Below are 20,997 nucleotides of genomic sequence, written 5' to 3'. Positions count from 1 at the left end.
TACTCAGGTCACAACCTTGGCTTGCGTATCCGATACGCTGCGGCATAAAGCGCCGGCAAGAAAAACAGAGTTAACAAGGTGGCAACGATTAGGCCCCCCATGATGGCCACGGCCATGGGCCCCCAAAACTGGGAACGCATCAACGGGATCATGGCTAGCACGGCGGCGGCGGCTGTCAATAAAATTGGACGCGAACGCCGAATGGTTGAACCGATGATGGCCTCGAACGGATCAACGCCTGCTGCCCTGTCTTGTTCGATTTGGTCTACCAAGATCACCGAATTTCGAATAATCATGCCAAACAGGGCAATGACACCCAGTTGTGCCACAAATCCAAACGGGCGTGCGGTAATGATCAAAGCCAAAGCCGCACCAATAATACCCAGTGGGCCAGTGAAATAGACCAGCAAGGTTCTGCCGAAGCTCTTGAGCTGCAGCATCAGCAAGGTAAGTACGATAAACAGCATCAATGGCACGCTGGCCATGATCGACTGCTGGGCTTTGCCAGAATCGGCAGCCAGACCATCCAGCTTCACACCCACCCCAAGTGGCAGCTCTGCACGCAAGGGGTCAAGGGCTTTGTTCATGGCCAAAGCCACCGTGGTGCCTTGAATACCCGACACCACATCGGCCTTCACGGTGATTGCGAATTCCCCACCCTCACGCCAGATAACGCCCGGCTCAAAACTCATATCGACCTTGCCCACCTGTGACAAGGGTACGTACGAGCCACTTGCCGTGGGCACGTTGGCATTCATGAGCTCAGCCAGGGTGTCGCGCTCGCTCTCGGGGTTACGAAACACAATGTCGATCAGACGGTTGTTTTCACGGTACTGCCCTATGGTGGCGCCCGACAAAATAACATGCGAGGACTCGGCAATGCTTTGGCTGCTGACTCCCAAGGCCCGTGCACGGGCCTGGTCCACTTCCACTTTCATAACCTTGATGTTTTCATTCCAGTTGTCATGCGTGCCGCGGGTGTATTCACTCGATGCCACGGCCTCTTTCACCTTGTCGGCCACCACACGCACCACGCGCGGATCAGGGCCCTGCACCACAAACTGAACGGGATAGGTCACGGGTGGCCCATTGGGCAACAAGGTAATTCGCGGACGAATATCGGGAAAACTACTTTCCAGGTGCTCTTTGAGTTTGCCTCGAAGTACCTCACGGTCTTCGAAGGTTTTGGGAATCACGATCAGTTCGGCCAGGTTACTTTGCACAAACTTTTGATCAAGCGACAGGTAAAAGCGCGGTGCCCCGTCGCCAACAAAACTCGCATAACCTTGCACTTCGGGTTGATTGGCCAACCACTGCTCCAGGCGAATGGCCTGTTTTTCTGTTTCTTCAAATGCGGTTCCCTCGGGCAACCACAAATTCACCATGATCTCCAGGCGGTTGGAATCAGGGAAAAACTGCTGTTCAATGAATTTGAAAGAATACCCGCCCCCGATAAACGCAAGCACGGTGACTGCAATCGTGATCCAGCGGTGATTCACGCACACCTCAATCCACTGGCGGAATCGCTGGTAAAACGGGGTGTCAAATACCTCGGAATGCCCCTCACCGTCCTTGGGCTTCTTCAGCAACCAATAACCAATGTAGGGCACAAAAATAACTGCCACAAACCACGACAACACCAGCGCAATCGCAGTCACCGCAAAAATTGAGTAGGTGTATTCACCGGCTGCAGATTGAGCCAAAGCAATGGGCAGAAAACCCGCTGCGGTAATCAGCGTGCCCGTGAGCATTGGAATGGCGGTGGAGTCATAAGCAAATATGGCCGCATCGAAGCGTGAATAGCCCTCTTCCAGTTTGCGAACCATCATTTCAACTGCGATGATTGCATCGTCGACTAACAAACCCAAGGCAATAATCAGCGCGCCCAAGGAGATTTTGTGCAGGTTGATGTTGAAAAAGGACATGGCCAGGAAAGTCAGCGCCAGTACCAACGGAATGGTCAACCCAACCACAAGGCCAGGTCGCGTATCAATGCGAAACGGTTTGCTGTGCAGACCAAGGCTCAAAAAGCTGACAGCCAGAACAATCACAATTGCTTCAATCAACACCTTCACAAACTCGCTGACCGAGGTGCTCACTGACTTGGGTTGATCCGCAACGCGTTGTAGTTCAATACCGATTGGAAGTTCAGCGAGAATTCGTCGTTCCACCTTCTCTAACTCTTGGCCAAGGCGAATGATGTCACCACCATTGACCATGGAGATACCGAGCCCGATCACCTCTTTGCCATTGAAGCGCATTTTGGAAACAGGTGGATCTTGATAGCCACGATGCACATGGGCAATGTCTTTGAGCAACAGTGTATTTTTGCCCGCCCGAATCGGGGTGTTGGCAATGTCTTCGATCGATTCAAACTGCCCCTGAACACGTGACCACACTTTTTGGTTTTCCAGGCTTAAAACACCCTGAGAGGTCACAGCATTCTGGCTGTTGATTTGATTGAAGATGTCTTGCGCAGAAACCCCCAATTGCGCAATTTTGTAATGCGATATGTCGATGAAGACCTTCTCTGGCTGAACACCAAACAACTGAACCTTGGCGACATCGGGGACCTTCAGCATTTCCTGTCGCACTTGTATTACAAAATCTTTCAACTCCGCATACTTGAACCCATCCGCAGAGAAAGCAAGCAGCACGCCGAAAGTGTCACCAAACTCGTCGTTGAAGAATGGCCCTGCCACACCGCGCGGCAGGGTTCCTGCCATGTCGCTGACCCGCTTTCTCGTGGTGTACCAAATGTCGGCCACTTGCTTGGGGGGCGCGCTGTCATCAAGCTGAAGAAAAATCACAGTTTCACCCGGCTTGGAATATGACCGGATTTTGTACGCGTAGGGAATTTCCTGAATCACCTTTTCGATGGGATCGGCAACCTGTTGCCCCATTTGCATGGCTGTGGCACCTGGCCAGTAGGCTCGCACCACCATGCCACGAAAAACAAAGGGCGGATCTTCTTCCTGACCCAAAGAGAAGAACGCGGCCACACCTGCAAAGACAAACACAGCCAGGAGGTAGCGAACCAAAGGCTGGTTTTCAAGCGCCCAACGCGAAAGGTTGATTTTTCTCATTTGGAAAGATCGCTGGTTTCGACGAAGCGGCGAACCTTTTGGCCTTCGTTCAGAACATGCGTACCCGCAGTGACAATCAAGTCGCCGTTGTTTAACCCTTCTTTCACCAGAAAGTCGCTTTCAGACACAGCGTAAGGCTGGACTACTCTTTTGTTGACCACACCTTGCTGTTCGTCGAATACCCACACAAAGGCACCTGTGTGTTCTGCCACCAAGGCCGAAATCGGTAATTTGAAAGCATTGGATTTGCTCTCTTTGGTGAACTCCACGGTGGCACTCATTCCAAAGCGCGAGAGTTTTAATGGGTCATCGACGTCCAGTAACACAGCAAAAGTGCGTGTAACCGGATCGGCCACCGGTGAAACTTCCCGGACTTTGGCATTCAAGGCTTGTTTGCCAGACCACAGCAAAACACGTGCGTCCTGCCCCGGTTTAAGATCGCTAACCCTGCTTTCGGGTACTGCCATGCTGACCTGCACTTCGTTTTCATCAGCCCATTGCACCACAGCCTGTCCGGGTGCCACTACCTGCCCCACTTCGACATACACACTGGAAATCACACCACTGCCCGGAGCGCGCAAGTCGCCATATTGGCGTTGATTGGCCTGCGTACTCAATTGAGCGCGTGCCTGGCTTAGACGGCTACTGGCGGCATCCAGTGCCAACTGGCGGCGATCCAGTTCGGCCTGGCTGACAAAGTTTTGTTGTTTCAGGGTTTTCGCACGCTCCAGGTCAGTTTTCAACTGAGCCTGTTCAGTCGCCGCCGCATCAAACTGCGCTTGCGCAGCCTGCAAGGCAAGGCTTAAGTCTTGGGGGTCAATCTTGGCAAGCACCTGGCCTTTCTTTACTTTGTCCCCCACTTCGACAAGGCGTGCGGTCAATTTACCACCCACCTGAAAACTCAGCCGTGCTTGAATACGAGGCTCAATTTGACCAGGAAAACTTTCTTCAAAGGTACTTCCGGCCGCTTGAAGTGCCATTACGCGCACAGGCCGAATCACTTCGGAGGTGTCTATTTCAGGACGGGAACAGGCGGCAAGCAGCAGCGAGCCAACGGCGGCCCATACAACAGGCGAGAACAAACGGCTTTGGGACATGGATCGCTCAACAGAGTGAATTTATTGTTATCTGCGCAATTGTCGTTGTAATCAAACGCCAAGTCAAAACAGGGTCAAAAACAATCCAGCTTGTCTCTCAGGGCAGCCAACGCTTTTTCGACTCGGTCAACACCAATCACTTCAATGCCATCGATGGGCTGTTTCGGTGCATTGCTGGCCGGCACAATGGCATGAGTAAAACCAAGCTTGGCTGCTTCGCGCAATCTTTCCTGCCCACGCGGGGCTGGGCGCAGCTCACCCGACAGGCCAATTTCACCAAACACGACCAATTCTTTGGGCAAGCGTTTATTCCGCAAGGACGACACCATGGCCAACACAATGGCCAGGTCGGCAGCAGGTTCTGAAATTCGCACGCCGCCCACAGCATTGATAAAAATGTCCTGATCAAAAAACTGCAAACCTGCGTGGCGGTGCATCACCGCCAACAACATGGCCAAGCGATTCTGCTCTAGGCCAACCGACAACCTGCGCGGTGAAGGTGAATGAGAGGAATCGACCAAAGCCTGAATTTCAACCAGCAATGGTCGTGCGCCTTCTTGAGTGCACATGACACAGGAACCAGCCACCCATTCGGCGGTTTGCGACAAAAATAGCGCGGATGGATTGTTCACGCCTTTCAATCCACGATCGGTCATGGCGAACACGCCCAACTCATTGACTGCACCGAATCGGTTCTTGAATGCGCGCACCAAGCGAAACGACGACTGCGAATCACCTTCAAAGTAAAGCACCGTGTCAACAATGTGCTCTAAAACACGCGGACCAGCCAGCGTGCCTTCTTTGGTAACGTGACCCACCAAAATGGTGGTGATACCCAAAGCCTTGGCAAGTCGGGTTAACTGGCTTGCACATTCGCGCACCTGGCTTACCGAGCCCGGCGCAGCACTTAGCTCGCTGGTGTACAGGGTTTGAATGGAGTCGATCACCAGAACCTGGGGTTTGTGTGTTTCAAGCTGAGCCACAATTTGCTCAAGCTGAATTTCAGTTAACACATTCAAGTTGGTGTGTTCCAGCCCCAGGCGTTGCGCCCGCAAGGCAATTTGCCCAGCAGATTCTTCACCGCTGACATACAAGGCCGAAGTTGTTTTGGCCAAGGTGACCATTGACTGCAACAGCAAAGTAGATTTACCAATTCCTGGATCGCCGCCCAGTAATACCACCATGCCCGGCACCATGCCGCCGCCCAGCACACGGTCAAACTCGGGCACACCACTGCTGAAACGTGGGTGGTCTTGCGCTTGAATCTCTGAAAGCTTGATAACGCTACTGCTTTGCGCGGCCAATGCCGCGAAACGGCTGTGCCTGGTTGGCGCGGCAGTACTTACCACAGACTCAACCAATGTATTCCAACTGCTGCAATCGGTACACTGACCTTGCCATTTGGCAAATACGGCGCCGCACTCTGTGCATTGATACTGACTTTTGCTCTTGGCCAAAACGGCATGTCCCTTTAACAGCTAGACTTTAAAAAATGGCACGCGGGCCGCAATTGCACACAGCAGTTCATAACCAATGGTGCCACACCGATCGGCCACCACATCCACCGGAATATGCTCGCCCCACAACTCCACTGTGCTGCCAACATTGGCATTCGGAATGTGGCTAACGTCAATGGTCATCATGTCCATGGACACTCGACCGACAACGGGCGCAACATGGCCCTCGACATAGGTGGGAGTGCCGTCGGGCGCATGGCGTGGATAACCATCAGCATAACCGCAGGCCACCACAGCCACACGGCCATTTTCGGCAGCCTGCCACCGGGAGCCATAGCCCACGGTATCGCCTTTTTTAATGGGTTGAATGGCAATGATTTCGCTGGTGAAAACCATGGCGGGCTTTAATCCATAATTGGCAGCGGCATTCGGGCCAGGTGTTGCGCCATAAATTGCGATACCTGGGCGTGCAATATCACCCGCCAAAGCCGGAAAATTAAGACTACCAGCCGAGTTTCCCAAACTGCTTTGCCAACGTACAGGCTTCAAGCGCATCAGGGTTTGATGTTGATCTTGAGCAAAAGGCAGTCGAGCCCTGGGCTCGGCTTCATCTGCATTGGCAAAGTGAGTCATCAAGACAGGGGTTGGCCAGTTGTGCTTCAAGGTGAACTCATCCAGCCAGCAAATAGCGGCGGCGGCGGACTCTGGCTGAAAGCCCAGTCGGTTCATTCCGGTGTTCAACTTCAGAAAAATACGGGGTTTGTGGAAAAACAGTTGTGGTTCCAAACCTGCCAAATCATTCAACTGGTCTTGATTGTGAACAACCCAGTCACAGCGCAATTCGATGGCTTTGAGCAAATCGGCCTGATCAAAACAACCTTCAAGCAACACAATGGGCTTGTTCCAGCCCAAACTGCGCAAGCGTGCTGCCCCCTCAATTTCTAAAATGGCCAAAGCATCTGAATACTGCAGTCCATCGATAATTCTTTCCAGACCATGCCCATAACCGTTGGCTTTCACCACGGACATTACCAAGGTATTGCCCAGCAATTCCTTGATTCTATTGATATTGGCTGAGATGGCGGCAGGGTTAACCACTGCACGTATGGGTCGTGGCATGGACTGGCTAATGATGATTTAAGGGTAGGCTCGAACTTCGTAAAAAAGGCATTGCTTAATACGTGAAGCATCTGGATATGATATAACGCCTCAACACCGTTGAACGAGTAGCGAAACGGCGAAATCGCACTAAATGGATTTCGCTCAATTCAAAGTTGAATGAAACCCGGCTTTTACACCATCATGGCGGCGCAGTTTTTCTCGTCGCTAGCAGACAACGCACTCTTGATTGCAGCAATTGCATTGCTGTTTCAAATTCAGTCGCCTGACTGGATGACCCCATTGCTGAAACTGTTCTTCGTGGTTTCATATGTGGTTCTTGCGCCATTTGTTGGCGGGTTCGCAGACACTCTGCCCAAGGGGCGGGTCATGTTGATCACGAATTCGATCAAAATTGTGGGCTGCCTGATGATGTTCTTTGGTGTGCATCCCCTGCTGTCATACGCAGTGGTGGGCTTGGGCGCCGCGGCATACTCGCCCGCCAAGTACGGCATTTTGACCGAGTTGCTGCCACACGAGCGTTTGGTAGAGGCCAACGGCTGGATCGAAGGACTCACGGTGTTGTCCATTATTCTTGGCACCGTACTCGGGGGTATTTTGATTGCGCCGGGCACAAGCCAGTATTTGATGCAACTTCATATTCCGGGCGTCACCGACAATATGGACACGCCTGCCGAAGCAGCGATTTTCGTGATCACTTCTGGCTACCTGATTGCGGCCATTTTCAATTTCAAGATCCCAGACACGGGCGCACGTTACGAGCCCCAACTCAACCACCCCATTATCATGACTCGCAAGTTTTACGGCTGTGTAAAGCAGTTGTGGGGCGACAAACTTGGACAAATTTCATTGGCGGTCACCACGCTGTTTTGGGGTGCCGGGGCCACACTGCAGTTCATCGTTTTAAAGTGGGCTGAAAGTGCTTTGGGATTGCCCTTGGATAAAGGTGCGATTCTGCAGGGTGTTTGTGCTTTTGGTGTAGCGGCGGGTGCTGTGGCAGCCGCCAAACTGATTCCCTTGAAAAAATCCATGGTGGTACTGCCCATGGGTATTTTGATGGGTATTGTTTGCATGACCATGGTTTTGGTAAACAACCAAAGCATGGCCTACCTACTAATTACAGTGATCGGCGCGCTTAGCGGCTTTTTCGTGGTGCCCATGAACGCTCTGCTTCAACACCGCGGTCATGTGCTGATGAGCGCGGGTCGCTCCATTGCAATTCAAAACTTCAACGAAAATATTTCCGTACTGACCATGCTTGGCATTTACGCCATTTTGATCAGCTTTGACGTGCATGTGAACAATGTGATTTTAATGTTCGGCGGGTTTGTAATGGCCACCATGATGATGGTGATTCTTTGGCATCGCCGAAACCAACGGCTGTTCAATGTGGAAGCACGCATTGGCGAAGACCGCCCCGTGGGCATGCCACAATAATAAACCGCGAATTAAATAATGCCCTGTTGTTTCAATAACAACAAATCGTCCCACACCTTCGATTTTTCTTCGGGCCTGCGCAAGAGATACGCCGGGTGGTAAGTCACCACCGCTGGAATATCGAGCCCGTCCAGGGTCACTCGATGAACCTGACCACGAAGTTCGCCCACTGGTTTTTTGCTGTTCAGCAAGGTTTGAATCGCAAAACGCCCCACCAACAACAATACTTTTGGATCATTGGCCTTGATTTGCTCCACCAGGTAAGGCGAACATTCTGCAATTTCAGCCGACTCGGGATTTCGGTTGCCAGGTGGGTGACACTTCAACACATTGGCGATGTATACATTGTTTGCACGACTCACCGAGATTGCTGCCAGCATGCGGTCAAGCAATTGCCCTGCCCTGCCTACAAAAGGCAAACCCACAGCGTCCTCGTCAATGCCAGGGGCTTCTCCCACGACCATTAAAGGTGCATGCGCAATGCCATCAGCAAACACCGTTTGCTTGCGTGTTTCACACAAGCTGCATTTCTTGCAATTGGCAACCGTGTTTTGCAATGACTTCAGCGAGGGCAGTTCCTGATGCACACCTTGCGCAGGAATAGCCGGAACCTGCACCTGCGGAGTCTCGTTTGCTTTCAATTCCCAAACCGGGCCCAAGCCCATTGCATTGAACAGGCTGGCCTTGGTACGTGCGTTTGTCATTCCAGCATGCCTGTAAATCGTTTGAACATCACGAGGGCGTCTTCTCGCCCCAGTTGAGACGGGTAATAATTTTTGCGTGCACCAATCAACTTGAACCCTTGTTTCTCATAGAGATTTTTTGCAGCGACATTGCTGGGCCGAACTTCCAGCAACATGCCTGTTGCACTGGCCAGTTTGGCCTGACCAATGCCCCACTGCAACAAATGTTTGCCGTGTCCCAAACCTTGCAGGTCAGCACGAATGGAAATATTGAGCAAGTGATACTCATCAACCACATGCATCATCACGATGTAACCAGCCAGCTCCTCGTTGAGCCACATGCAATGCATGTGATATCCCGCCCGCAAGGAATCGAGAAAATTACGGTCAGTCCACGGAAATTCGTAAATCTGGTTTTCAACCAGAATTACAGCAGGCACGTCAGCCTCCGTCATGGGTCGAATACTAAATAACGCCATGCTTCAACGCCAATCGTTCAGTGGTGGTTTGCGCAACCTTGTCGCGAACGTACAAAGGTTGGCAATCGATTGCCCCAGCAACCCGCCCCGCCGCAAATTCTTGCCATGCCAATTGCCCCAAGCGCACTGCAGACACCTCGCCCTGTTTCACGCTGTCGCTTGCCAACGTAATTTGCGCAAACAATTCCGAATCGCAAACGACCTCGCCTTCTAATGTTTGCAATATCGAGATCGGCAACAAATGCGGCGGCTGCACCCACTGCGTGCCGCACGGCAGGCGTTCAAGGGTTGCGGCATAAATTTCATTCAAACGCGCATCCGTTAGCACCGTTACAGGCCTGGTTGGCAAGGGTAAGGGCAACATGCATTCAAAACTGCTCAGCGGCACGGTGGGCACTTTCCACGCCACTGCCAAACCTTGGGCAACACCACAAGCTGTTCGCAAGCTGGTAAATCCACCAGGGCCAATATCTACCGCAATGGCGACACATTCGGTCGACTTCAAGCCCACTTTTTGAAAATGCGCCTGGATCAGCGGCAACAGCTGGGCTGACTGGCTTTTGTAATCGGTGATTTCAAAGCTGAACAACTCACCTGCCAAATCAAGTGGACTTAAGGGTTCTGCAGCGGCGGCCACCCTGGCCACGCCCGAACTGGTGCTGATTGCCAATAGAAAACGAGACGTCATCAACGGCCCTTTACCATCAAGACCACAGCCTGAGCTTCGATGGCTTCTTTCCGTCCCAGATAACCCAACTTCTCATTGGTCTTGGCTTTGATATTGACGGCATCCAGTGGCAAACCACAAAGGCCGCTCAAGCTTTCATGCATGGCCGCCATGTGCGGCGCAAGTTTTGGGCTCTGACAAATCAGGGTGGAATCAATGTTGATCAGCGAGAAGCGTTTGGAATTCGCTAGATCGATCACTTTCTTCAACAGCACACCACTGTTTGCGCCTTCAAACTGGGGATCGGTGTCAGAAAAATGAGTGCCGATATCACCCAAAGCGCAGGCACCCAAAATTGCGTCGGTAATTGCATGCAACAAGGCGTCTGCATCGGAATGACCTGACAAGCCGAGCTCGGAAGGAATGTGCACTCCTCCCAAAATCAACTTGCGTCCTTCGACCAAGCGGTGAACGTCGTAACCCTGCCCCACCCGCAGGCGATTAATTTCACTCATTCAGAGTCCTCCTGTTGCAAGTTCAGCAACCTGGCCACAACCTGCAAATCATCAGCTTGGGTAATTTTCATATTCTCAATATGCCCAGGCACAATCAGGGGACCAATTCCAAGGGTTTCGATTGCACTGGCATCGTCGGTCAGTTTGGCACCTTTGTACACACACTCGGAAATGGCCATGGCAAGAGCCTGTGCCCGAAACATTTGCGGCGTTTGCGCAGCCCACAATTGGTCTCGGGGCACCGTGGTCTGGGCGATCACCTCGCCCCCCTCAGCCACACTGGTTTTTTTCAAGGTGTCGGCCACCGGCAACGCCAGCAAGGCCCCTGCAATGTGCTCACTGCCTTCATCGATTAATCTTTTCAAGGCAGCTGCGCTTAAACCGGGGCGAGCAGCGTCGTGCACCAAAACCCAATCGGTTTCAGCGACAAGGAAGTTCGCCAGCAAATGATTCAAGCCATTCAATACGCTATTGACTCGCTCTTGCCCCCCTACCGGAAGGCACTTCACATTGGCATGCCCGGCAAACAAGTCCTGGGCTGCCGAATCATCCCGAGCCACCACCACAAATACCTTTTCCACGCGTGGATCAGCCAACAAGGCCGACACACTGCGCTCGAGCACTGTTTTTGCGCCCAGCATGGCGTATTGCTTGGGGATATTTCCGCCAAAGCGATTCCCCGCGCCACCAGCAGGCACCAATCCAAAAAACCTGGCAGTTCTTGCCATGAAAGCCTGTTCCTATGCGGGCACTTGCCGCCGTATAATACGGGCCTTGATTCATCGACCCAAAACCCGAACTTGACGCCCACTGGAAAACCAGCAAGGTTGCAGTATCCAAGCGGGCAAACCTTATGCTGTCATATTTTACTTCTTCTTTTCAGTTAACCGGCGGCCACAGGCTCAGCTTGGCGCACCCACCCGGCAGCGCCGATGCATTTTTGTTGGCCCAATTGTGTTCACAGGCCCAAGAACAGGGCAAGCTGTGCCTGATCACCTGCGCCAACCCGCACGATGCAACCCGCCTGCAAGAAGAAATTGCCTTGTTTGCTCCAGGCTTGAAGGTGCATTACCTGCCCGATTGGGAAACCTTGCCCTACGACAGTTTGTCCGCCCACCAGGATTTGGTGTCTGAACGACTGGCCACTTTGTACCAAACACAGCGGGGCGATCTGGACGTACTGATTACCGCAGCCAGCACAGCCATTCAAAAACTGGCGCCGCCTTCTTTTCTGGCGGGCAGTACGTTTTATTTCAAAACAGGCGACAAACTGAATGAAAAAAAACTGCGCGAGCAGTTGACGATCGCCGGCTACAGCCATGTGTCGCAGGTGATGACCCCTGGCGAGTATTGCATTCGCGGCGGCATTATCGATTTGTTTGCCACCGGCACAGCCCTGCCATTTCGCATTGATTTGTTTGATGATGAAATCGAATCAATCAAAACATTTGATGTAGACACCCAGCGCAGCCTTTACCCGGTTCGCGAAATGCGCCTGCTCCCCGGGCGCGAATACCCGATGGATGAACAAAGCCGCGCGCAGTTTCGTAGCAAGTGGCGAGAACGCTTTGAAGGCGACCCCTCGAAAGTTGGCATTTACCGCGACATGGGCACCGGTGTGGCCAGCGCTGGCATTGAATATTACCTGCCTCTGTTTTTTGAGAACACGGCCAGCCTGGTCGACTACCTGCCTCAAAAAGAACTGGTGTTTATTCAGCATGGCGATGTAGACCAAGCGCTTCAGACCTTCGCGGCTGACACGCAAAGCCGCTTCGACTTCTTGTCGAAAGACATACAGCGCCCAATACTGCGGCCTTCCGAAATTTACCTGAATGCCAATGAGTTTTTCAGCAGTTTCGAAAATGCGGCGCGCGTGAATTTGTCGGCATCCAAAAATGCTTTGGTGCCAGAATACAGCGGCGCACTGCTACCCGACCTGGCTGCCGACCGAAAAGCAGATGATCCTGTTTTCAAATTCCGCAACCTGATAGAACGCACTGGAGCTGGCAGCTACAAACAAGTGATTATGGTGGCCCCCAGCGATGGTCGTCGAGAAACCCTGAACCAGTATTTCCTTGAACACAAGCTAAAACCCCACCAAACCGAAACACTGCAAGGTGCACTGGAAAGTGGCGAACACTTTGTGCTGTGTACCGCAGTACTGGACCAAGGCTTTGGCGTGCACCGCGGGCTTGAAGCGCAAATTGCGTTTGTTACTGAAGCAGAATTGTTCTCGCTTTCCCCACGCCGCCGCGGCGCACGCAGACAACAAGAACGGCAAAGCAACGTCGAATCAATGATTCGTGATTTGTCGGAACTGAAAATCGGCGACCCAGTGGTGCACCAACAACATGGTATTGGCCGGTACAAAGGCCTGATCAGCATGGACCTTGGCGAAGGCGAATCTGAATTCCTTCATCTTGAATATGCCAACGGTTCGAACCTGTTTGTGCCGGTAGCCCAGTTGCACGTGATCGCACGCTACAGCGGTGCAGACCCGGAAAATGCACCCGTGCATGCACTGGGTTCAGGCCAGTGGGAAAAAGCCAAGAAGAAAGCTGCCAAAATGGTGCGCGACACCGCAGCTGAATTGTTGAACCTGTATGCTCGCCGCGCCTTGCGAAAGGGCCATGAATTCAAACTAAGCGTTGGCGACTACGAAGCCTTTGTTGAAAAATTCGGCTTCGAAGAAACAGCCGACCAGGCCGCTGCCATTCGCGCGGTAATCGCCGACATGACCTCGCCCCGCCCCATGGACCGTTTGGTGTGTGGCGATGTGGGCTTTGGCAAAACCGAAGTGGCATTGCGCGCTGCATTTGTCAGTGTAATGGATGGCAAGCAAGTGGTGCTGCTGGCCCCCACAACGCTGTTGGCCGAACAACACTTCCAAACCTTCTCCGATCGCTTCTCCGATTGGCCCGTGAAAGTAGTCGAACTGTCCCGATTCAAATCACCCAAAGAAATTCGCGATGCGGTTGAATTGATCAATACCGGCAAAGCCGACATCATTATTGGCACGCACAAAGTACTCAGCTCAGAAGTTGAGTTCTCGCGCCTTGGGCTGGTGATTATTGATGAAGAACACCGCTTTGGCGTACGCCAAAAAGAAGCCTTGAAAAACCTGCGTGCTGAAGTGGATGTACTGACGCTTACCGCGACACCCATTCCACGCACACTGGCCATGAGCATGGAAGGCATTCGGGATTTCTCCGTAATCGCCACTGCCCCGCAGCGCCGCCTGTCGATTAAAACCTTCGTGCGCCGTGAAACTGACAGCGTAATTCGCGAGGCTGTACTACGCGAACTCAAACGTGGCGGGCAGGTGTACTACCTTCACAATGAGGTCGATACCATTGAAAATCGCCGTGAGGCGCTTGAAAAAATTCTGCCGGAAGCCCGTATCGGTATTGCGCACGGGCAAATGAATGAGCGTGACCTTGAACGCGTGATGCGCGATTTTTATCAACAGCGATTCAACCTGTTGTTGTGCACCACCATTATTGAAACCGGCATTGATGTACCCACAGCCAACACCATCGTGATTCACCGAGCCGACAAATTCGGCCTGGCGCAACTGCATCAGTTGCGTGGCCGCGTTGGCCGTTCGCACCACCAAGCCTATGCCTACATGATGGTGAACAACGAAGAAGGCTTAAGCAAAAACGCCGAACGTCGTCTGGAAGCAATCACCATGATGGAAGACCTGGGCAGCGGTTTTTATCTGGCCATGCACGACCTTGAAATTCGCGGTGCTGGCGAGGTATTGGGTGCCAATCAAAGCGGCAATGTGCACGAGGTGGGCTTTCAAATGTACACCGACATGCTGAACCACGCTGTGCGTAGTTTGCGCGCTGGCAAAGAACCCGACTTGACTGCACCACTGAACGTCACAGTAGAAATCAACCTGCACACGCCGGCTTTGTTGCCTGAAGATTACTGCCCCGACGTGCATGAACGCCTGACCCTGTACAAGCGCCTGGCCAGTACCGAAGAAATGGACTTCATTTCAGAGGTTCAGGAAGAACTGATTGACCGCTTTGGAAAACTGCCTGAAGCTGCCACAGCACTGCTTGAAACGCACCGCCTGCGCATTTTGGCCAAACCCCTGGGCATTGCAAAAATTGACAGCTCAACAGACGCAACCGTTGTGCAATTTGATGCGCAACCGAATGTGGATGCAGGCAAAATCATATTGATGATTCAAAAAGAAAAAGACATGAAACTGGCCGGCGCCGAGCGTTTAAGAATTACACGCAGTTTCCCGAAAGTCAGCGACCGTGTACAGTTTCTTAAAGGTTTGATCAAACAACTGGCCTGAACCCACATGATCTACAACGCTGGCACACAATTCACTTGGTTTCGCCTGCTGGGCGCGGCTCTCCTTTTCGGGAGCGCTTTAATCTCAGGCAAGGTGCAAGCACAAAACCCTGATTCAGGTGACGCTGGCCTGGCAGTCTACAAGGCCTTGTTGCCCGAGGCCGAAGCAGGTGATGCCGAAGTGCAAACCGCACTCGGATTGATGCGCCTGCGTGGTGATGTCGTGGAACGCGACCTGAAGGTCGCACGCGTTTGGCTGGGGAAAGCGGCCATGCAAAACCACACGCCTGCCCAATACTATTTGGGCCAATTGCTGTTGCTTGATGTCTTCAATGCCAGCCAGCCAGACCTGAGCAAACAACTGACCGAAGGCCTGGGTTGGTTGCGCCGTGCATCCCGAGACCAACACAGCCCGTCGCAATTGCTGTACTCACAAACCGTTCTGGAAAGTCACCTGGAAAGCCCATTCGGACACAGCAAAATTGAAGCCCAGCAACACCTGGATTCTTGTGCTGAAGTGTACTTGCCGTGCACCCAATATGCGCTGCAACGACTCGACAAGGGCAAGGAAGAAGTTTACTGCCCCAAAAATGAATTCTGCGAACAAAAAAAGCGCCTGCTTTACACATTGGCCAATGCAGACGACGCCAACGCACGCTACCGGCTGAGCAAGTTTGAAGGCGAAGACCGCATGTTCTGGTTGCGTCGTGCTGCGCGCCTGAATCACCCTCAAGCCAGTCATGAATTGGCCGAGCTTGTACTAAAAAATGAAGCACCCCTTCAACCAGAAGACCCGGCAGTGTTGGCATTGTTGAATTCCGCAGCGCAACAGGGATTGGTTGAATCAATGCACCTGCTAGGCAATCTGCTCTATGAGGGAACCCGATTTCCAGTCAACAAGCCCTTGGGGTTACAATGGTTAAACCTTGCGGCGCAACAGGGTCACGAACCCTCAATCAAACTCTTGGCACAACTTCAAGAGCCCGCCGGTGAAATTTCCGCAAACGACAAGGTAGAATCCGCGCAACCCACGGAGAGCACACCATGAGCCGACTATTCTTTTCCTCCAAAACATTGACCACCGCCCAGGTGCACACCGCGCTTGATGCACTCAGCCTGCCCACACTGGGCGTTGAAGTTCAAGACCAACAAGCCTGCATTGAAATTCCTGAGGCCTACACACTGCCCAAAGCAGCCATTACCGACACCATGCGGCCATTAAGCCGTGTGCACCAGTTCGACTTTGCAATCCTGGAATCCGAGTTTCAGGCCAATGAATTCAAATTGCTGGCCATGGACATGGACAGCACGCTGATCACGATTGAATGCATCGATGAAATTGCAGACTTTGCAGGCAAAAAAAAGGAAGTGTCTGAAATTACCGAAGCCGCCATGCGGGGTGAAATCAAAGACTTTTCCGAAAGCCTGAACCGCCGGGTGGCTTTGCTCAAAGGCGTACCGGAAAGCTGCCTGCAGTCTGTATTTGAAGAACGCCTGCGCTTGTCGCCAGGGGCAGAAGAGCTGATTGCCTATGCCAAAGCCAACAAGTGGAAAACGCTGTTGGTCAGTGGTGGTTTTACCTTTTTCACCGACAAAATGAAGGAAGTATTGGGGCTGGATTACACCCGATCAAATACGCTCGAAATTGTAGAAGGCCACTTGACCGGCCGCGTGTTGGGCACCATTGTGGATGCAGAAGTGAAACGTGAAACCGTGCTGGAAACCTGCGCACTGTTGGGCTGCGAGCCCTCGCGCACAATTGTGGTGGGCGATGGTTCCAACGATCTGAAAATGATGGAAATTGCCGGCGCCAGCGTGGCGTTTCATGCCAAGCCAGTGGTGCAGGTGAAAACAGACTTTTGTATCAACCACGGTGGGTTGGATAGCATCTGCAAGTGGTTTGAGGCGAATAGCTGATCAGCGAACAGAGGTTTGGGCAGAACACCCAAACCTCATCACGCGGCAATACCGCTGAGTATTACATCCGCTCAAAAATCGCGGCAATACCCTGACCACCACCAATACACATGGTCACCAGTGCGTAACGACCCTGAATGCGCTGCAATTCGTACAATGCTTTCACGGTAATAATTGCACCTGTGGCACCAATGGGGTGGCCAATTGAAATACCTGAACCATTGGGGTTCACCTTGGCCGGGTCCATGCCCAATTCCTTGGTTACGGCACAAGCCTGCGCAGCAAAAGCCTCGTTGGCTTCAATGACGTCCATGTCTTCAATTTTCAAGCCAGCTTTTGCCAAGGCTTTTTTGGTTGCAGACACGGGGCCAATGCCCATAATGGTTGGTTCAACGCCCGTGTTGGCGTAGGCCACCAAACGGGCCATGGGCTTCTTGCCAGCCTTCTCGGCAGCGCCACGTTCCATCAACAGCACAGCACCCGCACCGTCGTTCAAACCCGAAGCATTGCCAGCAGTCACTGTGCCGTCTTTCTGGAACACGGTTTTCAGTTTGCCCATGCCCTCAACAGTCGCGTCGCCACGAACGTGTTCGTCAGTGTCGAACACAACAGGACCTTTGCGGGTTTTTACTTCGATCGGCAAGATCTGGTCTTTGAAATAACCGTTTGCAATTGCGTTGGCTGCACGCTTGTGGCTTTCAACCGCCAAGGCGTCCTGGTCTTCACGGCTTACATTGAATTCTTTGGCCACGTTCTCAGCGGTTACACCCATGTGGATCACATGGAATGGGTCGTGCAGTGCACCCACCATCATGTCGATGCCCTTCATGTCGCCCATGCGTGCACCCCAACGGGCAGCAGGCAAAATGTACGGGGCTTTGCTCATGCTTTCAGCACCGCCACCAATGGCGACATCGGCATCGCCCAACATAATGCTTTGCGCAGCAGTCACAATGGCTTGCAAGCCAGAACCGCACAGGCGGTTCAAAGTAAGTGCAGGCGTTGTTTTGTCCAAACCACCTTCAATGGCAGCCACGCGAGACAAGTACATGTCGCGGGGCTCGGAATTAACCACATGGCCAAACACAACATGGCCCACCTGGTCGGCGCTTACACCTGCGCGTGCAACCACTTCTTTCACAACCATGGCGCCCAACTGCGTTGGGGAAAAATCTTTCAAACTTCCACCAAAGTCGCCCACTGCGGTGCGTACACCGGCTACTACTACCACTTCACGTGTCATTGCTCTATCTCCTATTTTTTTATTAAACGACTCAGCTAAATGATTCTGTTATGCAATTCGACCCCAAAGGTCGTGTTCATCACAGTCATCAATCAGCACATTGATAAAATCGCCCGGCTTAGGCTTCTGGGCCGGGTTTTCAGGCATGGGTACAAACACATTGCCATCAATTTCCGGGGCATCGGCTTTGCTGCGGGCCACAATGCCCTCTTCGTCGGTTTCATCGACCAACACTTGCATCACTTTGCCCAACTTGGCTTCGTTGCGGCTCAGTGAAATCTTTTCCTGCAGTTCCATCAAACGCGCGCGGCGCTCTTCTTTCACTTCTTCCGGCACCGGGTTGTCCAGCGCATTGGCCACTGCACCGTCCACGGGTGAATAGGCAAATACACCCACGCGGTCCAGTTGCGCTTCTTCAATGAAATCGAGCAGATGCTTGAATTCATCTTCTGTTTCACCAGGGAAACCAGTGATAAATGTGCTGCGCAGTGTAATGTCGGGGCAGGTTTCGCGCCAGGCACGAATGCGTTCAATGTTGCGCTCGCCACTGGCGGGGCGCTTCATGCGCTTGAGCACATCGGGGTGTGAGTGCTGGAATGGAATGTCGAGGTAAGGCAAAATTTTACCTTCCGCCATCAACGGCACCACACGGTCCACGTGGGGGTATGGGTACACATAGTGCATGCGCACCCAAATGCCCAGTTCGCCGAGTTCTTCGGCCAGTTGCTGAAACTGTGTTTTTACGGGGCGGCCATTCACAAAGTCAGTGCGGTACTTCAAATCCACGCCATAGGCCGAAGTATCCTGGCTCACCACCAGCAATTCTTTCACGCCCGATTTTTTCAGGCTTTCTGCTTCACGAATTACTTCACCGATTGGACGGGAGACGAGATCGCCACGCATGCTTGGAATAATGCAGAAGGTGCAACGGTGGTTACAGCCTTCCGAAATTTTCAAATAGGCATAGTGCTTGGGCGTTAACTTCACGCCATGGTCGGGCACCAAATCAATGAACGGGTCGTGTGGTTTGGGCAGGTGAATGTGCACCGCCTGCATCACTTCTTCAGTGGCATGTGGGCCAGTAACAGCCAACACCTTGGGGTGCAAGTTGGTAATCAGTTCCTTGCCCTCGTTGCCGTTTTTGGCACCCAGGCAACCCGTTACAATTACCTTGCCGTTCGCATGAATGGCTTCACCAATGGCGTCCAGGCTTTCCTGCACGGCACTGTCGATAAAACCGCAGGTATTGACAACGATCAGGTCTGCCCCTTCATAGGAGGCAGATACGTTGTACCCCTCTACTTTCAGTTGGGTCAGAATTCGCTCGGAATCCACAAGGGCCTTTGGGCAACCCAAAGAAACAAAGCCCACACTCGGTGGGCGCTTGGCAGAGAAGGTTTCGTCTTGCATATTCGGTGTTACTTTTTGGTAGGGTCCGGCTTTGCTTTGGTGGCACCGGGCATACCAGGCGCGCCTGGCATTCCGCTCATGCCGGGAAACTCGCCCGGGTTTGGGAATCCAAAGTTTGTGAACATGCTGCGGGTCTGGTTTTGAAACTGATCCTGCATTTGCACAAACATGTTTTTGCTTTGTTCAATGTAATTGCTCATCATGCTTTGAATCACAGGCGTTTGAACACTCATGAATTGTGACCACAATTCCGGGTTTGCAAACTGACTGCCATCCGCCACATTTTTTCCTTGATCCTGGAAGCTGTTCTGAATGTCCATGAACGCTTGCAGGTTTTTCTCAAGGAATGTACCCATAATGCCCTGCATGGCATTGCCGTAAAACCGAATGATTTGCGACAGCATGGGAGAAGTGAAAATTGGCACGCCTGCAGTTTCTTCTTCCAGAATGATCTGGAGCAAAATGCTACGGGTTAAATCTTCACCGCTTTTCGCATCCACGACTTGAAATCCTTCGTTTTCCAGCACCAATAGCTTTACATCGCCCAAGGTGATGTAACTGCTGGTTTGAGTGTCGTACAAGCGTCGGTTTGGATACTTCTTGATCAGTCGTGTTGCGTCAGCCATGCCTCTCATCTCTTTCTTGTGGTGTTATACGCCGCCGCACCTGCGTGGGTGAACGGTCTGGTTGCAGGTGCATCAATTTGTCAAACTACCTTGCACAAACAAGCACTTACAAAAAACAAAGCACTGCACGCTTTTTCAACGTGCAGTGCAACATCATACCGCCTTTTTGGCACTTGGTTGCCGAAAATGCACCAAGGATTAACCCATGTGCAAACCACCATTCAGCGAAAAGTCAGCGCCTGTCGAGAAACCAGAGTCCTCAGAGGCCAACCAGGCGCAAATGGATGCAATTTCTTCGGGTGTACCCAAACGCTTTACCGGAATGGTATTCACAATTTTTTCCAGTACATCAGGGCGAATGGCACGAACCATGTCCGTACCGATGTAGCCCGGAGAAACCGTGTTCACAGTGACACCCTTGGATGCGACTTCTTGAGCCAACGCCATGGTGAAACCACGCAAACCCGCTTTGGCTGTGGAGTAGTTGGTCTGCCCAAACTGCCCTTTCTGACCATTCACCGACGAAATATTGATAACACGACCAAAGCCCTGCTCAACCATGCCACTGATAACCTGTTTGGTCACGTTAAACAACGAGTTCAAGTTGGTGTCGATCACGGCAGACCAATCGTCGCGACTCATTTTGACAAAAGTGCCATCGCGGGTAATGCCGGCATTGTTCACGAGAATGGAAACCGTGCCGTGCTCGGCACGTACTTTCTCGAAAGCAGTCACGGTGCTGTCCCAATCGGCCACATTGCCTTCGCTGGCATACACCTCGTATCCTGCGCTGCGCATTTCACCCAGCCATTTTTCTTTGCGGGGTGAATTGGGGCCACAGCCTGCGATCACACGGTAACCCGACTCACACAGCTTCTTGCAAATGGCCGTTCCAATACCACCCATACCACCTGTCACATACGCTACTTTTGGTTCATTCATGA

The 20,997-nt window shown here is 52.4% G+C and carries 17 protein-coding genes; 4 read left to right on the top strand and 13 right to left on the bottom strand.

The annotated features are described in order from the left end of the window. Positions 1–8: 8 nt before the first annotated feature. The 4 genes from ACVL1J_RS04150 to alr form a co-directional block, all read right to left on the bottom strand. Positions 9–3,086, bottom strand: coding sequence for an efflux RND transporter permease subunit (locus tag ACVL1J_RS04150; RefSeq protein ID WP_341236654.1), 3,078 nt, complete (start codon positions 3,084–3,086; stop codon positions 9–11). Further along, positions 3,083–4,183, bottom strand: a complete 1,101-nt coding sequence (locus ACVL1J_RS04145; protein WP_341236655.1) for an efflux RND transporter periplasmic adaptor subunit — start codon at positions 4,181–4,183, stop codon at positions 3,083–3,085. The genes ACVL1J_RS04150 and ACVL1J_RS04145 overlap by 4 nt, the downstream gene beginning before the upstream one ends. A gap of 74 nt (positions 4,184–4,257) precedes the next feature. Further along, the gene (gene radA / locus ACVL1J_RS04140; RefSeq protein WP_159568631.1) at positions 4,258–5,640 is read right to left on the bottom strand and encodes a DNA repair protein RadA; all 1,383 of its coding nucleotides are present in this window, start codon (positions 5,638–5,640) and stop codon (positions 4,258–4,260) included. Between the two features lie 21 nt (positions 5,641–5,661). Then, positions 5,662–6,759, bottom strand: a complete 1,098-nt coding sequence (gene alr, locus ACVL1J_RS04135; protein WP_341236656.1) for an alanine racemase — start codon at positions 6,757–6,759, stop codon at positions 5,662–5,664. A 159-nt stretch (positions 6,760–6,918) separates the two neighbouring features. Here alr and lplT point away from each other — a divergent pair, with 159 nt between their 5' ends. After that, positions 6,919–8,196 carry a lysophospholipid transporter LplT gene (gene lplT / locus ACVL1J_RS04130; protein WP_159568633.1) on the top strand — a complete coding sequence of 426 codons (1,278 nt, stop codon included), beginning with the start codon at positions 6,919–6,921 and terminating at the stop codon, positions 8,194–8,196. A gap of 11 nt (positions 8,197–8,207) precedes the next feature. Here the strand turns inward: lplT and ACVL1J_RS04125 are convergent, their stop codons facing one another. Genes ACVL1J_RS04125 through ispD form a run of 5 tightly spaced genes read right to left on the bottom strand, consistent with a single transcriptional unit; the run spans position 8,208 to position 11,268 of the window. Continuing rightward, entirely contained in the window at positions 8,208–8,900 is a 693-nt protein-coding gene (locus ACVL1J_RS04125; RefSeq protein ID WP_159568634.1) for a uracil-DNA glycosylase, read from the bottom strand. After that, on the bottom strand, positions 8,897–9,358 hold the full coding sequence (gene rimI, locus ACVL1J_RS04120; protein ID WP_341236657.1) for a ribosomal protein S18-alanine N-acetyltransferase: 462 nt from the start codon (positions 9,356–9,358) through the stop codon (positions 8,897–8,899). The genes ACVL1J_RS04125 and rimI overlap by 4 nt, the downstream gene beginning before the upstream one ends. Beyond that, complete coding sequence (gene tsaB, locus ACVL1J_RS04115) at positions 9,345–10,046, bottom strand: tRNA (adenosine(37)-N6)-threonylcarbamoyltransferase complex dimerization subunit type 1 TsaB (RefSeq protein WP_341236658.1); 702 nt, start codon at positions 10,044–10,046, stop codon at positions 9,345–9,347. Before tsaB ends, rimI begins: the two co-directional genes overlap by 14 nt. Beyond that, the gene (gene ispF, locus ACVL1J_RS04110) at positions 10,046–10,540 is read right to left on the bottom strand and encodes a 2-C-methyl-D-erythritol 2,4-cyclodiphosphate synthase (RefSeq protein WP_341236659.1); all 495 of its coding nucleotides are present in this window, start codon (positions 10,538–10,540) and stop codon (positions 10,046–10,048) included. Before ispF ends, tsaB begins: the two co-directional genes overlap by 1 nt. After that, a complete protein-coding gene (ispD, locus tag ACVL1J_RS04105) occupies positions 10,537–11,268 on the bottom strand; it encodes a 2-C-methyl-D-erythritol 4-phosphate cytidylyltransferase (protein WP_159568638.1) in 732 nt (243 codons plus the stop codon). Before ispD ends, ispF begins: the two co-directional genes overlap by 4 nt. Before the next feature lie 125 nt (positions 11,269–11,393). Here ispD and mfd point away from each other — a divergent pair, with 125 nt between their 5' ends. The 3 genes from mfd (at position 11,394) to serB (ending at position 16,774) form a co-directional block, all read left to right on the top strand. After that, entirely contained in the window at positions 11,394–14,858 is a 3,465-nt protein-coding gene (gene mfd / locus ACVL1J_RS04100; protein ID WP_341236660.1) for a transcription-repair coupling factor, read from the top strand. Positions 14,859–14,951: 93 nt separating this feature from the next. Then, positions 14,952–15,905, top strand: a complete 954-nt coding sequence (locus tag ACVL1J_RS04095; protein WP_341236661.1) for a tetratricopeptide repeat protein — start codon at positions 14,952–14,954, stop codon at positions 15,903–15,905. Beyond that, positions 15,902–16,774 carry a phosphoserine phosphatase SerB gene (serB, locus tag ACVL1J_RS04090; protein ID WP_341236662.1) on the top strand — a complete coding sequence of 291 codons (873 nt, stop codon included), beginning with the start codon at positions 15,902–15,904 and terminating at the stop codon, positions 16,772–16,774. Before ACVL1J_RS04095 ends, serB begins: the two co-directional genes overlap by 4 nt. A 61-nt stretch (positions 16,775–16,835) precedes the next feature. On the opposite strand, the gene bktB is transcribed toward serB, so the two are convergent. From bktB to phbB, 4 genes are all read right to left on the bottom strand, one after another. Further along, a complete protein-coding gene (bktB, locus tag ACVL1J_RS04085) occupies positions 16,836–18,017 on the bottom strand; it encodes a beta-ketothiolase BktB (protein WP_159568642.1) in 1,182 nt (393 codons plus the stop codon). 48 nt (positions 18,018–18,065) lie between these two features. Further along, positions 18,066–19,427, bottom strand: coding sequence for a 30S ribosomal protein S12 methylthiotransferase RimO (rimO, locus tag ACVL1J_RS04080; protein ID WP_341236663.1), 1,362 nt, complete (start codon positions 19,425–19,427; stop codon positions 18,066–18,068). An 8-nt stretch (positions 19,428–19,435) separates the two neighbouring features. Beyond that, positions 19,436–20,053 (bottom strand): polyhydroxyalkanoate synthesis repressor PhaR, encoded by a 618-nt coding sequence (phaR, locus tag ACVL1J_RS04075; RefSeq protein ID WP_159568644.1) that lies wholly within the window; start codon positions 20,051–20,053, stop codon positions 19,436–19,438. Positions 20,054–20,251: 198 nt separating this feature from the next. Continuing rightward, entirely contained in the window at positions 20,252–20,995 is a 744-nt protein-coding gene (gene phbB / locus ACVL1J_RS04070) for an acetoacetyl-CoA reductase (RefSeq protein WP_159568645.1), read from the bottom strand. Positions 20,996–20,997: the final 2 nt, after the last annotated feature.

This window comes from Limnobacter sp. G6BE5S (assembly GCF_058448965.1).
This window is presented reverse-complemented; position numbering and strand designations above follow the sequence as displayed.